General features: G+C 51.5%; 17 protein-coding genes. 9 read left to right on the plus strand and 8 right to left on the minus strand.

Going from position 1 to position 15,152, the window contains the following annotated elements; genetic code table 11:
* Positions 1-285: 285 nt before the first annotated feature.
* From GSQ62_RS03900 to GSQ62_RS03915, 4 genes are all read left to right on the plus strand, one after another.
* The gene (locus GSQ62_RS03900; protein WP_161888292.1) at positions 286-1,344 is read left to right on the plus strand and encodes an NAD-dependent epimerase/dehydratase family protein; all 1,059 of its coding nucleotides are present in this window, start codon (positions 286-288) and stop codon (positions 1,342-1,344) included.
* Positions 1,345-1,422: 78 nt separating this feature from the next.
* Complete coding sequence (locus tag GSQ62_RS03905; RefSeq protein WP_237586960.1) at positions 1,423-2,181, plus strand: glycosyltransferase; 759 nt, start codon at positions 1,423-1,425, stop codon at positions 2,179-2,181.
* On the plus strand, positions 2,168-2,812 hold the full coding sequence (locus GSQ62_RS03910; RefSeq protein ID WP_161888293.1) for a lipid-A-disaccharide synthase N-terminal domain-containing protein: 645 nt from the start codon (positions 2,168-2,170) through the stop codon (positions 2,810-2,812). The genes GSQ62_RS03905 and GSQ62_RS03910 overlap by 14 nt, the downstream gene beginning before the upstream one ends.
* Positions 2,813-2,871: 59 nt before the next feature.
* Positions 2,872-4,599: an ArnT family glycosyltransferase gene (locus tag GSQ62_RS03915; protein WP_161888294.1), complete on the plus strand. Its 1,728-nt coding sequence runs from the start codon at positions 2,872-2,874 to the stop codon at positions 4,597-4,599.
* 287 nt (positions 4,600-4,886) lie between these two features.
* Here the strand turns inward: GSQ62_RS03915 and GSQ62_RS03920 are convergent, their stop codons facing one another.
* The gene (locus GSQ62_RS03920) at positions 4,887-5,099 is read right to left on the minus strand and encodes a phosphatase PAP2 family protein (protein WP_161888295.1); all 213 of its coding nucleotides are present in this window, start codon (positions 5,097-5,099) and stop codon (positions 4,887-4,889) included.
* A gap of 51 nt (positions 5,100-5,150) precedes the next feature.
* Positions 5,151-5,297, minus strand: coding sequence for a hypothetical protein (locus tag GSQ62_RS03925; RefSeq protein ID WP_161888296.1), 147 nt, complete (start codon positions 5,295-5,297; stop codon positions 5,151-5,153).
* 447 nt (positions 5,298-5,744) lie between these two features.
* Here GSQ62_RS03925 and GSQ62_RS03930 point away from each other — a divergent pair, with 447 nt between their 5' ends.
* On the plus strand, positions 5,745-6,536 hold the full coding sequence (locus GSQ62_RS03930) for a 3-keto-disaccharide hydrolase (protein ID WP_161888297.1): 792 nt from the start codon (positions 5,745-5,747) through the stop codon (positions 6,534-6,536).
* 322 nt (positions 6,537-6,858) lie between these two features.
* Here GSQ62_RS03930 and GSQ62_RS03935 read toward each other — a convergent pair whose 3' ends face one another.
* The 5 genes from GSQ62_RS03935 to GSQ62_RS03955 form a co-directional block, all read right to left on the minus strand.
* Positions 6,859-8,208 (minus strand): transposase, encoded by a 1,350-nt coding sequence (locus GSQ62_RS03935; protein ID WP_161888298.1) that lies wholly within the window; start codon positions 8,206-8,208, stop codon positions 6,859-6,861.
* 209 nt (positions 8,209-8,417) lie between these two features.
* Positions 8,418-8,594 (minus strand): DEAD/DEAH box helicase family protein, encoded by a 177-nt coding sequence (locus GSQ62_RS03940; RefSeq protein WP_161888299.1) that lies wholly within the window; start codon positions 8,592-8,594, stop codon positions 8,418-8,420.
* A 415-nt stretch (positions 8,595-9,009) separates the two neighbouring features.
* The gene (locus tag GSQ62_RS03945; RefSeq protein ID WP_161888300.1) at positions 9,010-9,675 is read right to left on the minus strand and encodes an ankyrin repeat domain-containing protein; all 666 of its coding nucleotides are present in this window, start codon (positions 9,673-9,675) and stop codon (positions 9,010-9,012) included.
* Entirely contained in the window at positions 9,672-11,030 is a 1,359-nt protein-coding gene (locus tag GSQ62_RS03950) for an amidohydrolase family protein (protein ID WP_161888301.1), read from the minus strand. Before GSQ62_RS03950 ends, GSQ62_RS03945 begins: the two co-directional genes overlap by 4 nt.
* An 82-nt stretch (positions 11,031-11,112) precedes the next feature.
* Entirely contained in the window at positions 11,113-11,961 is an 849-nt protein-coding gene (locus GSQ62_RS03955) for an AraC family transcriptional regulator (protein WP_161888302.1), read from the minus strand.
* Positions 11,962-12,370: 409 nt separating this feature from the next.
* Between GSQ62_RS03955 and GSQ62_RS03960 the strand changes: the two genes are divergently transcribed.
* The 4 genes from GSQ62_RS03960 to GSQ62_RS03975 all read left to right on the plus strand — a co-directional run bounded on the left by GSQ62_RS03960 (position 12,371) and on the right by GSQ62_RS03975 (position 14,632).
* Positions 12,371-12,940 (plus strand): Crp/Fnr family transcriptional regulator, encoded by a 570-nt coding sequence (locus tag GSQ62_RS03960; protein WP_161888303.1) that lies wholly within the window; start codon positions 12,371-12,373, stop codon positions 12,938-12,940.
* A gap of 63 nt (positions 12,941-13,003) precedes the next feature.
* Entirely contained in the window at positions 13,004-13,549 is a 546-nt protein-coding gene (locus GSQ62_RS03965) for a heme-binding protein (protein ID WP_161888304.1), read from the plus strand.
* A 13-nt stretch (positions 13,550-13,562) separates the two neighbouring features.
* Positions 13,563-13,979, plus strand: a complete 417-nt coding sequence (gene uraH / locus GSQ62_RS03970) for a hydroxyisourate hydrolase (RefSeq protein ID WP_161888305.1) — start codon at positions 13,563-13,565, stop codon at positions 13,977-13,979.
* A 215-nt stretch (positions 13,980-14,194) separates the two neighbouring features.
* On the plus strand, positions 14,195-14,632 hold the full coding sequence (locus tag GSQ62_RS03975; RefSeq protein ID WP_161888306.1) for a hypothetical protein: 438 nt from the start codon (positions 14,195-14,197) through the stop codon (positions 14,630-14,632).
* 231 nt (positions 14,633-14,863) lie between these two features.
* On the opposite strand, the gene GSQ62_RS03980 is transcribed toward GSQ62_RS03975, so the two are convergent.
* The gene (locus GSQ62_RS03980; RefSeq protein WP_161888307.1) at positions 14,864-15,007 is read right to left on the minus strand and encodes a hypothetical protein; all 144 of its coding nucleotides are present in this window, start codon (positions 15,005-15,007) and stop codon (positions 14,864-14,866) included.
* Positions 15,008-15,152 lie beyond the last annotated feature (145 nt).

Here is a 15,152-nt window from a genome sequence, read left to right on the forward strand (position 1 = left end):
CTATACTGATAGCGGTTGACTAGTTCTCGAATTTGGTCATCCAAAGGGATAGGTTGTTTAAAAACTGTCACCCTATAGCAGGAGAAGACCAGGTGTCAACTTTTTTCAGGACGAGGCACAGCCTATTCTGTATGCTAAGCCCGTTTTCTTGTATTTATCACTTTGGCCAACACATTACCTCTCTTGTCAAAATTGACGTATAAAACATTGTTTAAGTGCAAAATAAGCTTCCACGTTATATCCTGAGTATGTAATTAAAGAGTATCATTGTTTTCGTGTACTAATATGAAGAGAAGACAACGGGTTTTAGTCACCGGGAGTGCGGGATTTATCGGCCATCACCTGGCGCTGGCGCTGCAACATCACCATTATGAGGTGGTGGGACTGGACAGCATCAATGATTACTACCATACCGAACTGAAGTACGGGCGCCTGGCCGAACAGGGATTTGAACGTATGCAGATTAAACATGGCGCCTGTATCGAGAGTAAGCTCAAAGAAAGGCTTTTCTTTATCCGCCTCGACCTGACCGATGAGCATGCCATGAACAGGCTTTTTGAGGAACAACGGTTTGACGTTGTGGTCAACCTGGCGGCACAGGCTGGCGTGCGCTACAGCATGGACCATCCGCAGTCCTATGTGTCCAGCAATCTGGTAGGCTTTGCCAACGTGCTGGAGAGTTGCCGCCGGCATCATATAAAGCACCTGCTGTTTGCCTCCTCCAGCTCCGTATACGGCTTAAACAAGGAGACGCCCTTCAAGACCAGCATGAAGACCGACCAGCCGATCTCGTTTTACGCCGCCACCAAGAAGGCGAACGAAGTGATGGCCTACAGTTACGCGCATCTCTATCAACTGCCGGTTATGGGGCTCCGCTTCTTCACCGTGTACGGCCCCTGGGGCAGGCCCGATATGGCCTACTACAGCTTCACCAAAGCCATTGCGGCAGGCACTCCGATCAGGGTTTTCAACCACGGGGAGATGCACCGCGACTTTACCTATATAGATGATGTAGTGCAAAGCATCGCCAAGCTGTTGGATATGCTGCCGGAGTCCGATCCCACTGCGCCCTACAAACTCTACAACATTGGCAACAGCAAACCGGAGCACCTCCTCGAACTCATCGCCATCTTAGAAAGGCTGTTGGGCCGCAAAGCCTTACTGGACATGCAACCCATGCAGCCCGGCGACGTGCCCGCAACCTTTGCCGATGTAACGGACCTCCAGGCCGCTGTAGATTACCGGCCCGGCACACCCCTGGAAGAAGGCTTGAGCAAGTTTGTGAGCTGGTATAAAGCCTACCACTGCAAACAGGAACTGGAGCCTTTGGCAGAGTCGGCCTGAAGCAGCTTTTGTTAGAAGGATATATAAACCTTATTTTCACCCTATATCAGGTATCTAATTAAACGATCGTCACTATATATGATGGCACCCACTGCCCCCACGCTTACCGTCATCGTACCCGTGTATAACGAGGAAGGCTGCCTGGCCCGCTTCTGCGATGCTATGGACGCGTTTCTGCAGCAGGCGCCCATCCCGACGCAGGTGCTTTTTGTGAACGACGGCTCCACGGACAGCAGCCTGAACCTGATACGCGAGATCTGCCACGGCAAGCCCGGCTACAGCTTCCTCTCCCTGGACCGCAACCGGGGCCTGAGCACCGCCATCAAAGCGGGCATCGACCATATACAGACCACCTATATCGGCTACATCGACTCAGACCTGCAAACATCACCGCTGGATTTCCTGCTGTTCTTCGAGTTTCTGCCCGAGTACCAGATGGTGAACGGCATCCGGGCCAGGCGCAAGGACTCGTTCGTGAAAAAAATGTCGTCCAAGATCGCCAACGGCTTCCGGAGGTATATGATCAACGACGGCATCCAGGACACCGGCTGTCCGCTCAAGATCGTGGATGCAGCCTACGCCAAACGCGTTCCTTTTTTTGACGGCATGCACCGTTTCCTGCCCGCGCTGATACAGCTGCAGGGCGGCAAGGTAAAGCAGCTGCCCGTGCAGCATTTCGAGCGCTTTGCCGGCTACTCCAAATACCACCTTTTCAACCGCCTGTGGGGCCCCCTCACTGACACATTCGCCTTCCGGTGGATGCGCAAGCGATACATCCGCTATGCCGTTGCCGAGCAGTACGTCAACCAAAACGCCAGCCGTCATGAGCAGGTCTGAGCCCTGGATCTATGGCCTGGGCTTTTTAGCGCAGGTGCTTTTCTCCGCCCGCATTTTGGTGCAGTGGGTTAAGTCTGAGCGGGCAGGGCGGGTGCTCTCCCCCACTTCGCTCTGGACTTTCAGCCTGCTGGCGTCGTTTCTCCTGATGGCCTACGGTGCGCTGCGTAACGACCTGGTCATTATATTCGGTCAGGTGATCTCTTACTTCATTTACATGCGCAACCTGCACTTCAGAGATGCGTGGCGGGAGCTGCCCGCAGGGGTACAGTGGTTGTCGGTGCTGTTTCCCTGCATGGCCGTTGCCTGGTTACTCTTCGGCGATACCTATAGCCTGCACTACATCTGGGAACACAGCAAACTTTCGGGGGCTCTTGTCGCCTGGGGAGGTGCGGGGCAAATGGTCTTCACGCTGCGCTTTGTGTACCAATGGTACTTCTCCGAACAGGCACAGGAATCGGTTCTGCCTAACGGCTTTTGGGTGATCAGCTTAGTGGGCAGCTTAATGATCGTTTCATACGCCCTGCTGCGGCTGGACCCGGTACTTCTCCTGGGGCAGGTGGTGGGGGTGGTGGCCTATAGCCGGAACCTATACCTGGGTTTGCGCCCGAAAACAGCCCGACAGGCAAGCTAAAGGCGCGCAGTTGGCAGGGTTTAAAATAGTTCGCGGATGCGTGAAACGAAGGAAAGCTGATGTATACAGGTAAGGCGCTTACAGCGGAGTCGGAGCGCGCAAATCTTTTACTCAAGACCAGCGTGCAATCAGGATTGCTTGGATTTATCGTCGTGCTTACATTCTTCCTGAATTTGGGTAAGGCGGAACCAAGCATCATGGAAGCCCGGAATTTCATTACAGTAAGGGAAATCACACAAAACGATTCCTGGCTGATCCCTACCATGAATGGGTATGCGCGGCTGGCAAAGCCGCCGCTCCCTACCTGGATCACGGCACTGGCCGGTTTAGGGGCCGGAAATATAGAGAATCTTGCCGCTTTGCGCCTTCCTTCCTCTGTAATGGCCGGTCTCGCTGTCTTTTTCCTGCTTTTTCTTGCCCGCCAGCTCACGGCCGATCGGCTTGTTCCCTTTCTTGCCGCTCTGGTGCTCGCTTCCTCTTTTATGTTCATCAATACCGGTCGCCAGGCCACTTGGGATATTTACTGCCATAGCTTTGCGTTGGGCGCTATCTGGCTCTTGGTATCCGCGCTGCGCAAACCCGGCTCAGGCTACTTTATGTTTTCAGCGAGTGGCGCGCTTTTAGGCTGTTCCTTTCTTAGCAAGGGACCGGTGGCTTTCTATGCCCTGCTGCTTCCCTTCCTGCTGGCCTACGGCTTTGCCTATCCGCTGCGGGTTGTAAGAGAAAAACGCAGCGGGATAGTGCTGATGCTGTCGGTGTGCCTGCTCGTGGGTTTCCCTTGGCCATTGTATGTATACCTAATGGAACCGGCCGGTTTGGCGCACAACGTCTTGCAGGAAAGCACGGCCTGGATGAACAGGCATGTCAAGCCCCCCTGGTACTATTGGGGCTTTTTCGTGCAGTCCGGCATCTGGACGCCCTTTGTCATTGCTGCCCTGGCTGTGCCGTATGCAAGCCGTAGGATCGGTCAGTATGGGAATTACAGATTCCTGCTCTCCTGGGTGCTGATCACTATTGTTCTATTATCCGTCATACCGGAAAAAAAGGAGCGCTACCTGCTGCCTGTGCTGATGCCTATGGCGCTGCTCACGGCGCATTACCTGCGATACCTGATTTATGCCTTCTCCGAAAACCTGTTCAACCGCTGGGAAAAAGTTATGCTGCTTGCAAGCGGTTTCCTTTTCTCAATGGCGGCCTTTGCCGCGCCTGTCTACATGTTCTTTGCCGCCCATAAATTACAGGCTGTGTCGGGAGGGCGACAGGTTGTCGTGACATTGTTGTTTTTGTTGCTTGGTACAGCTATTATAGTACTGACAAGAAGGTATAAGGTAATCTGCTTGTTTGTTGCCGCCTCCCTGCTTAATGCGTTGGTGTTTGTGTTCGTAATGCCGCTTTACCAGGAAGGGAAAGGGCTGAGCGCCAGGCAGGGAGGGGTGCCCGAACTGGAAGAGGTAAGAAAAAGAGCTGAGCTGAGATCGATGAAGTTTTATGCGGTAAGCGGCATGCGCCCTGAAAGTATCTGGGAAGTGGGCAAAGAAGTGGATACGCTTAGAATCGTCAGGGGGCACCTGCAACTTCCTGAGGGGCTTCCTGCCGTTGTTTTTTCGCTTTCGCCTTTGCGCCAGGCAGAACTTGCTGAAGAAGGGGCCTCTTTACATTTCGTCAGCCAGTATCAGCACACGGATGGTGCGGCTGCCGAAAAATATTACATGTATATCCTTTCCAGAGGCACGCCGAAAAGCAAACCACCAGAAACTGAGAGTCCGGAAACAGCGGCTCCTGATTAACCCACAACCGGGCACGAAGTCCGGGGGCGTGAGTGCCACAATGTTTTACTGGCAGGCACATCGCGAATGAAGGGGCCACAGTTTTCTTTCTGCGGGCCCGCCGGTAGGAAGACGGAGCGGCTAAGCAACATTTGCTTCATGGCTTTTCGGTTGATTTCATCATGCAACAGGAATCTCAGGAATTCAAAGAAAAGACGTTTCCTGTATTGTAAGCGCCCTTTATACCTGGAAAGATGGATGATTTCAATCTGCCGAAGCAGGTATAAAGAAAGCACCAACCACAGCGATCAAATGATATAGCCTGCTGCCACATCCGTGGCGTAGTGCACCTTCAGGTAAATTCGGCTTAGCCCTACGAGCAGCACAACCAGCGTGAGAAATCCCGATAGCACCCAACGCCAGGTCCTGTTTTCGACAGTAGTCCATATGATGTAAATGAGCAGTCCGTGGAAGACGCCCCCGATCATGGTATGGCCACTCGGAAAACTGAACCCAGCCATGTCAACCAGGGCGGGAGCCGGTCTGGGCCGCTCAAAACAAGCCTTCAGGAATCAGTTGAGCAAAGAAGCGGTAAAGGAAATGATTAGGACCCGCAACCCATTCCAGCGTATGCCCCGGTAAAAGGAGAACACCAGCGCCAGCGCGGCAGGCACGATGATGAGGTAGCGGACAGAGCCCAAAAAGGGAATTACCCTCATGGCCCGTGTTAAGCTGCTAAGAAAATGGCAGAGGGCATGAATAACCAGCCGGTAGTATTTTGTACGAGCGCAGCCCGTACAATCACAGACTCATTTGCAGTTATTCGAGAACTACAACAAATCTTCGGACGCCGCTTGAAGGCCTTACCGAATCTATTTCCTAATATATTAGCTATGTAAAGCAACAATATCCTTCAGGCTTCTGCACATTCAAGCATTTTATTGAACATAACAGGCGTTATAGAGCAACCGAGGCTTCTAGTGAGGAACCCTGCTTGTTTTTAGTTCATCAGCTACACAGAGTCCAGTAGAAAGCTAACAGACTTGCGCAGACGAAGCCTAAAATTCGAGACGAGCACCCAAAATAGATTCAATAAAGCGAGTAAAGTTTATATCTTTCAGTCATTTATCCCAATATGTAATATAAACTCTAATTTAAGCCTTCCAATGAAAACCTCCCCCTTCACCCGACTCCACAAATTATTCCTTTACTTCCTCCTGGTAAGCGCGGTAGCCGCCTCCCAGGCCTGCTCCTCCCAGACCGGCGTGGGTACAAAGGCCCCCGATGAGGCGGAAGTCTTCTTTGACGGCTCCCGCGAAATGCTGGACCAGAAGTGGACTTACTGGCAAGGACCCCGGCTTTCCGCCGAAATGCCCATCAAGTGGCAGATCGTGAAAGACCCGGTGGATGGCGGAATGGCCATGAGCAGCAACGACCCGGCTTCGGCGGGAGGTAAATACGGAGCCGCCGATATCGTGACGAAGAAAGAGTTCCGGGATTTCCGGGCCCACGTGGAGTTCCTGATCCCCGAGGCGGGCGGCAACAGCGGCGTCTACCTCCAGAACCGCTACGAGATCCAGGTGCTCGACGGCGACACCACCTCGCACGGCATGGCCGCCATCATCAACGAAACCCCCTCCCCCTACCACGCCTACAACGGCCTGGGCAGGTGGAACGCCTACGACATTATTTTCCGGGCGGCCCGTTTCGAGAACGGAAAGAAGGTAGAGCCAGCCTTGGCGACAGTGTACTTCAACGGCCAGAAGGTACACACAAACCAACCGATTAGCCAAGTGTGGGGCGGGCCGAACTCCGGCATCGACGGCGGCAACGACGGAGGCAAAGGTATCACGGACACCCCCGGCGGCCTAAAGCTGCAGGCCGAGGGCCACAACGTCCTGTACCGCAACATCTGGATCCAAGAGCTGGACCTGAAGGAGCCGAGAACAGATATATAGAGGTTATGGCCTATCATGTGTGGTTGCTATAATAGAAATCAGGCTTCATGGCGTTGTAGTGATGCTGCCCTTTTTTAAGGCTGCTATCCCCATTTAGTTTGAAGATGAAAAGGTGCGTATAGTCAGTTGGCAGTAGTATATGGAGAAGTAACCTGGAGGTGGAGCACCTCTGACGCCTCCTATGGATTAGGAAATATTTGTGAACAAAGAAGTCGAAGACGCGAATGCTACTCCTCTCCCACATGCAAAAACTTACCCACAGCCTCAAAATCTTTGTGGATGTGGTTCAATAATTTGCACCTTCGGTCTACACGAACATGAGTCATCCCGGAGTTTGCAGGGATAGATAGAGTAGATTCCAGAGGTTGGCCAGTGCCAGCCGGATACGGTAAAGCGGTGTAGGAGTTTTCCTGCACCGCTTTCCTGTTCTATGGCAGCCCTGCCTAAGGAGATGGGAGACCGCCTCCCGCAGCTCTTTATCCAGCAGCGAGAGCAGAAAAGCATACACCAGGGTGACCACCTGCAAGAGCTTCATGCGGCTCGACCAGAACCAAAGCCGGCACGACTCCATGCCCATTTCTGATTTGTTGAAGCGGAAGGCCTGCTCCACCTGCCACCTTCTGGCGTAAGCAAAGACCAGGCGCCAGGCCTGGCGATCACTCCTGACTTCTTCACTGGTGAGCAAATACCAGGGTTGGCGGCCTTTCTTACCTGGCCGGCAGATCAGGAGCGTGAGCGGCTGGTCATAGTCCGGGTGCAGGCAGGGCTGCCACAAGAGGCTGCGCCGGTAAGTGATCTTTCGGACCATGTCCCTTACTACTCTTGAGGAGGTGGCTTTGCGGCCGACCGAAAAGCGGTAGGCATTCTTTAGAAGCCCACGCCCATCCACGAGCTTATACCTGGAGGGCCAGCGCAAGAGGAAGCGGTCGTGGCGGCCTAAAAGCAGCCCCAGCCACTTAGAGGAGGCATAGCCGCGGTCAAAGACGTGCAGCACGGCCTGGCCGAAGGTCTGGCGGGCCCACAAGAGCAGCGTGAGCTTCACCTGCTCCAGGGAGGTGGCCTCTTTGCCCCGGCTACTCCACCAGGCAAAGCGGGCGATGCGTGGAGCCTGCCACAGGCCGCAGCACAAGAGGCCCACCCACCGAAAGCCTGGCACGTGCACCGGCTCCCGGGTGGGGGGATCATAATAGCCCTTCTTGATTCTGAGTTGCCGTTTAGCTTTGACGCTGCGCACGGCGCATAAGCCCTCGCTTTGGAGGCTTTCGCACTTTTCCTGCACGCTCTCGTCCCACAAAAGCAGGGGCAGCTCACGTTCCGCTTCCAGCAGCTGCTCTACGTATGTTTGGGCCTCTTGACTCAGGTAGTCGGTGATGAGTTGGGCAGACCACTTCTTACTGCGCAGCAGGTTAGACAGGCGCTTGGTGCCCGCCGGGGCTTTGTCGGGCGAGAGCACAACCCCACCCAGCTCGCTTAGAAGCAGACCGGTGGAGCGGCTGCGGTGGCGCACCAGCGCCCGGCATAGGTTCTGGAAAGTGTAGACCAGGCGGCGGTCCAGCAGCTCATCGAGCCTGGCAAGGAAAGGAGAAAGAAATCCTTCGAGGCGGTAGGAGAAAAACAGAGCCTGGGAGAGAACCTCGGCTTGGCGTGCTGCGTTTTTGAAAGTAGTAAACATAAGAACCTCCCGTCTTTGGTGATACATAGACTGTACCACTAAAACAGGAGGTTCTCCTTTTTTATCCCAGTCCTAAACTCCGGGATGACTCATGTTTTTTATGACATTCGGACACTAAAGAAGCCTCTCTTTTCTTTTCTTCACCTTAATGGATATACTCGAAAAGTACTGCAGCCTCATGTTTTGCGCCACCGGTGCCTGCAACAGCTTCATGAGTTGAGCATATCCAGTGTGGTCAGCATCACCATGATGCGTAGGTCTGTGTGAAGCATGCGCTGCGCCTCCCGTCTCATGTCCATGACGACATCGGCATGGCTGCTGTGTTCATGGAACTTGTCAAAAACTACAATGTCTATACCTGTCATTGAGTGGTCGCTGTGGATCATAAGACTAAGCTGCCTTCCATGACAACCTCAATGCGGATGCACTCATAGATGCTTTTCTCGAAACGGATGCAGTAGCCGCCTCTCTGGTCTACCGCCTCACCCAGTAGATGCGCCAGCGATCGGCAATCATTTTATTAGCCAGGCGTCGGGGCTCCACTATTAAAATCTTCTGGCCCTTGAGCCAGACCTCATCCAGCAAAGCCAGCGGCAGCAAGGTACCCTATCGATCAACATGTTCTGCACCGCCAAATATTCTTCTCTTGCTTGCAAATCCCGACTTCAGCTTGGCAGCGGAACTTGCCAATGCAGTTCTGGATTCGGCCATGGCACTAAAGTACCGCCAAGTCTAACCTTTACTGATTGCAGCGCCTAATATCGTCAAGTTGTGCAGTTATACTCCTGCTATAGTGTCAATTCAGCGTGCTTCTTCCAGTACTTTGGCTATTGCTGAGAGTTCCATTCTGCGGGCATGCTGCAGGGCTGTAACACCGTCCTTGTCAGGAATGCTGGTATCACAGCCGGCATCTACCAATGCCTGTACCACCTCTACATAGTTGTTACTGCCATCACCCAACACTACGGCCTCCATCAGCGCTGTCCAACCCAGTCGGTTTACATGATTTATAGGGAAACCCTTGGTATTGGCAAGCAGTTTCACCACCTCCAGGTGTCCTCTCTCGCAGGCCGGAATCAGGGCGCTGCCGTTGTAGCGGTTAAACACATCAAAGCGAGCGCCGCTTTCCAGGTATAGTTTCACCAGGTCAGTATATCCTGATGCGCCAGCATATAAGAAAGGGCTGTCTTTTATCTCGTCCTGTTGGTTTACATCAGCACCGTGCTTAACCAGTAGCTGTGCCATTTCCAGGTTGTTTTGGTGCGTGGCTAAGAGTAACAGCGACCTTTTCTGACTGTCTGTCGTGTTCACGTCTGCTCCGTTTTTTAGGGCAGCTGCTACCTCGTCTAATCTTTTATTTATAACGGCTTCAACTATGGAGCTTTGTGTGGCAGGTGTATGCATAAGAGTTTCTGTTTGGCAGGAAGCAAGCATTAAAATCGAAAATAGTAACAGCAGCGTGCTCATAGGTTTGGTATTTGGTACACAATATTTCCTTTATGAAGCAATGTTCTCACGGGAGAGATGCGCGAGACTGCTTCTGCCGAGCAACTGGCCTCTATTAGTACCACGTCGGCTACATCACCTACCTGCGGCCATTGCCTGTTTCCCTTGTCGTCCAGTGGCAGAATGTTATGCGTAGCCAGTTTCAGGCATCTGGAGAGATCAAATTCAGTAGAGTAACCGTAGAGTTGCGCCATGAAGTTAGCTTTCTGCAGAATACTGCCCGAACCAAAGGTGTTCCAGTGGTCGATGATAGAATCGTTACCGGTGCGCACGTCTACGCCATGCTTGTAAAGTGTCGGGATTGGCATGATCAGGTTCCCAAACGGGATGGTAGAAATGATACCCACGTTGGCGCTGGCCAGCTTCTCTGCTATTCCTTCCAGTTTTTGCTCTTCAAGCCTGGCAAGTACAAAACTATGGCTAATAAAGGTTTTACCTTTCAGTATGGGGTTCTCGTTTACACGATCGATCAGGTATTCCACTGTTCTCAGGCCTGATGCACCGCCTTCGTGCAGGTGAATGTCGATGCCCTTGTTGTGGTCCAGCGCCAGTTGCACCACAAAGTCCATGCTTTTCTCCATATCACCGTCAATAGAACCCGGGTCTAACCCGCCTATAAAATCAATGCCCATGGTGGCAGCCTCCTTCATCAGCTGTTCTGATTTTGAATGCAGTATACCATGTTGCGGAAAGGCTACCAACTCTGCATCAAAACTGTTCTTTTTATGCTCCAGGGCCTGCTGTAGATTCTTAAGAGAGTCAAGTTTGGAGGTAGGCTCGATGTTGACGTGGCTTCTGGCAAAGTTTGCTCCATGCGACTGCAGCAACTCGATCAGTTTTTCTGCCCGATGGGTCGATGTCTGCAACATTTCCGGGAGTACCTGTTGCTCGTAGGCAATCATATCCTGCACCGTTCTGTTCTTTTTGCGACGCGCCTGCCACGGACCACCATAAAAGGTTTTATCCAGGTGAATGTGCATATCCTTAAAGGCAGGAAGCAGCAGGAGGCCTTTGGCATCTACAGCTTTGGCATTGGGGTTATTGGGCGAAATAGCTTTTATGGTACCATTGCTGACCTCAAGGTTAAACAGCTCTGTTTTGGTACCAATTACTTCACCTTCCTCGTACTCGAATCCGGTTTCCAGTCTAACGTTTTTAAACGCATGTGTCTTGTAGGTTGTCATGTTACTGTCTTGCTTGTTAGCCTCCGGTTGTGCTGTAGCCAGCATACCGGTACAGGAGGCCAGGCTGCTGCCAGCAAGTAGAATAGTAGAACTTCTGATGAAATCTTTGCGCGTAATAAGCTTTGGAGCCATAGTACTATCCTTTTAGAAGATACAAAGGTAGCCTCTCTTATAGTCAGAATAGATGCGTGGTTTCTGCCAAAACTTGCAGATTTTATAACTGACTCCGGAAAGAACGCGGCGAAGCCCCTGTTTTGTTCTTGAAAAAGTTGGAGAAATGGGCAAGGTCGTTGAAGCCAAGTTCAAAAGCTATTTCCTTGATGGGCATTTCAGAGGCATGCAGCAATCGCTTGGCTTCCAAGGTCGCCCGGTTCTGTATGAGAAACATGGCAGGCACCTGGAGGTGCCTTTTACAAAGTATGTTCAGGTAATTTGGCGAGATGTGCAGCTGGTCGGCATAGAAGGCCACTGTCTTCTGCTCTTTAAAGTATACATCTACCAGGTTATGATATTTCAGCAGCGCCGGCACAGTGCGGTATACCTTTAAGTAATCATACTTATTCCCGGCCTCTCGGTGCACCAGCTGGGTGATCAGCCGGTTTCTTAAGTTTACGATGTCCCAGTGAACAGGCACTGTCTTCAGCTCGGCTTGTATGGCCTGAAACTCATACTGCAGTTTACGGAAAGTTTCGGAGGAAAGGTGAAGGACCGGATGCTTCTGATACAGTACAAAAGTAACCTCCATTGAGGAAGAAAACATGTCGAAAACAGGCCGGCTGATCATGAGCTGGAACGCTATCGTTTTTTCACCCAAAGCCCAGCTATGTACCTGACCGGGGAAGAGCAGGTGCAACTGAAGTTCACTTACCTCATACTCTTTAAAGTCTATCGTATGGGTTCCGCTCCCTTTCTCGAACAGAAGCAGCATATAGAAGTCATGTTTATGTGGCTTCTCAATGTGCTGCTCTCCTTGTATCTGATGAAACTGCAGACCATTGTCTTGTTGCAGGTCAGGCTGAAATTCCTGAATGCCAAGTACCGGAAAATTATCTTTAGGTTTCACGGCTTTAAGTTACGCAAACTATTCTAAATCAAGCGACTAAACCATAAGCAACCAGAGTATCATGTTTAAGTGCCTGGGTAGAATCTTCTTGGTTTACCTTCAGTTGCGATAATGCATGACAAACAATATACCCGTTACGGCAACTGAGTACAGAGCTATGATTAATTTAGCTTACATGGTTAGGAGGATGCACTATTTGTAAACCCTTGGTTATATATTTTTTTCACCTGCCATCAAAGCGTCGCTATTTCCGCTTTGGTGCACCTGTAAGTAGACAGGCGGATTTGTAACCCTGCTGCACCAAAATGCTTAAACTTTAAAGCCTGCATCCGGTTTTCCAGCAAACACTGACTGAAATCAAGAAGCTGACGATCTGTCTCTTTGAGTGAAATGAGCACTAACCAACACCATGTACAGCCTACTAAAAGCTTTTCTTAAAAGCAGAACAAGTATAAATGACGCCTCCCTGGACATAATCTGCGCTCACTTTGAGCCGGTGAAAACCAAACGGAACGAACTTTTGCTGAGCTACAGTGACATATGCCAGCACTATTATTTCGTGAACAAAGGCTGCATCCGGCTTTACACGATCAACAAAGAAGGGGTCGAGACAACAAGGTTCTTTGCCTTTGAAGGCGGGTTCGGTACCGCCCTGCCCAGCCTGATCGAACAGAAACCCGCCTGCGAATACATGCAGACCATCGAAAAATCCGAGCTGCTCAGAATTTCCAGAGCTCATTTTTACCACCTGGTGGATACCGTGCCACCATTCGCATTCATCTACAGGCAGATTCTGGAACTGGGTTTTATCACCGCCCAGAAGCGGATATACGGTTTTCAGGGGTTTGACGCGCTGGGAAAAGTAAAATGGGTCATCCAGCACCAGCCAGATTTTTTGTCGCGCGTTTCGAATAAAATGGCCGCATCCTACCTGGGCCTCTCCCCCTCCACTTTAAGCAGAGTAAAAGCCAGACTTTGAAAACGTTGACATAGGGCAATGCTTTTCACAAGAAGCACCGGTAGCTTTGTAAAAATAAAAATCATGTTCTACAAACTGCAGCTGCTTTTGCTTCTATTCATCCCGATGCTTTCTTTGGCACAGAACAGCAAGCAGGAGAGAAAAAAACAAAACGCCGGTAATTACCAGGTTCAGACAGCGTATATAGCTGACTCGCATCAGCTTACGCTGGAGGCAGCTTTGGAACTGACAAACCGGGCCAGGGCAGCTGCAAAATCACTGAAAAAAGAAGTGAGCATTGCCATTTTAGATGCCTCAGGGCAGGTAATTATGATGTCACGGGGCAATGGCGTGGGGCCACACAACACCGAAGCCGCCAGAAGAAAAGCCTACACCTCTTTATCCATCAAAACACCTACCCTGCTGCTGGCCCGTAATGCCAAAGCAAATGCTGACACCCAAAACCTGGCCCACCTACCGGAGCTGTTGCTGCTGGGCGGTGGCTGCCCCATCTGGTACAACGGACAAGTGATCGGAGGCATTGGGGTAGCCGGCGGGGGCGGACCGGAAAACGACGACGCCATCGCAAAAGCTGCTGCCATACAAGCTGCAGCCATACTCATACATTAACTTTATACTTACAATGAAAAACCTATCTTTTATAATATTGTTTATGCTGGCAACCACCGTTGCTTTCGCACAGACCACCACCTACCAGTTATCGAGCCATATCCTGGATGTGTCTACTGGCCAGCCGGCCAGAGGAGTTCCGGTTAAGCTGGAGAAACTGGACGAAAAGACGCAGTTGTGGAAGCAGGTGGAAGAAAAGACCACCGACGAAAACGGGCGCATCAAAGAATTCTTGTCTACTCAAAACGCGATCCCAACGAACAAAGGCGTTTACAGGCTCCGGTTTCTAATAGCCGATTATTTCAGAAGCAGAAAAACAGAAAGCTTTTACCCTTTCATTGAGGTAGTTTTTCAGATCAAGGACAACGAGCACTACCACGTTCCCATCACCCTGTCACCTTACGGTTATTCCACATACAGAGGGAACTGACAACTCCTCCGGACTAATATACTGAGCAGAGGGCCTTACAACTCCGATGAAACGCTCTCCCCTATCCCATTGCGCCTCCTCCTTTAGGAGGGAAGGCATTGGCTTGCCTTTCCCTGCCGCACGTGTTTACCGTTACTTCATAGCCACGGCAGGCAGACAGTCCTGCTGCCAATTGCAGGATATAAATTTTCATAATTATCTTTAAGTACACACTTATGCTGACAAAAAACCTCCCACTCCTCGTGCTCCTTTTCGTGAGCCTGATAGCGGTATCCTGCAAGGCCAAAGGCGAAACCGGGCAGAACCCCCTCGACAACAGACTGCTGGGCAAATGGCACGTGCGCTCGAAGACAGACACAGACACGATCGGGAGCCAGGAAATTGAACGGGAACAGGAACTTTACGACAAAGGCGAAAAGACGTACGAGTTTACCGGCAACAACACGCTTATTATTGGAGGCAAGGGACAGCCCCAGACGACGCTATTGGTGTGGATGGACGGCGGGAAGCTGTTCTTTGGTCAGAACCACCCGGACAAAACGCCTTACACGGTGACCTTCTCCGGAAACAGGGCCCTACTTGTGAAAGTGGAACAAGATAAAAAAGACGGCCAGGTGGTGACGGAAACTGAAGAGGTAGTGATAGAAAGATAGTCAAGAACTACAAAGGGCGGGAGATCCGCATGACTCTAAAAATAAGAAGAACAAAATAATAAAATCCAGCCCTGCCTCGCCCTGAAATCAGCACCTATCGGAAGGCGGCAGAGTGGGGCGAGCGAGGGGATGTGCCCGGACAGGGAGGCCTGCTGGAGCAGTGAGGCGAGGCTGAAGGCCCCGCAAAGGCTTGGGAAGAAGGGACCTATTGCGTGAGCCACCGCAGGGCCTCTATCCTTTTGGGAAGAACCTGAAGTCCAGCGGCGGGTCAATGGCCGCCGCTATTTCCCGGAAAGCCAATGTGATGCGCCGCTTCCGGTCGAGCATATTGCCAGTGAAGTTGTGCATGGGGTAGCGTTTGGTAGAGTTCAGCAAAGGTGGCAATTAGTTCGACTTTTCCAACAATTCATTTTGCATATATAAGAATACCGGCATATAGCCGCATGCCCGCCGCTCGGGAACGCACCTTCATCCGGCCCCCGGCGTTGTTGAACAGGATCATGGTGGTTTCGGCTAAGGT

It is taken from the genome of Pontibacter russatus, assembly GCF_009931655.1.
GTDB classification, from domain to species: domain Bacteria; phylum Bacteroidota; class Bacteroidia; order Cytophagales; family Hymenobacteraceae; genus Pontibacter; species Pontibacter russatus.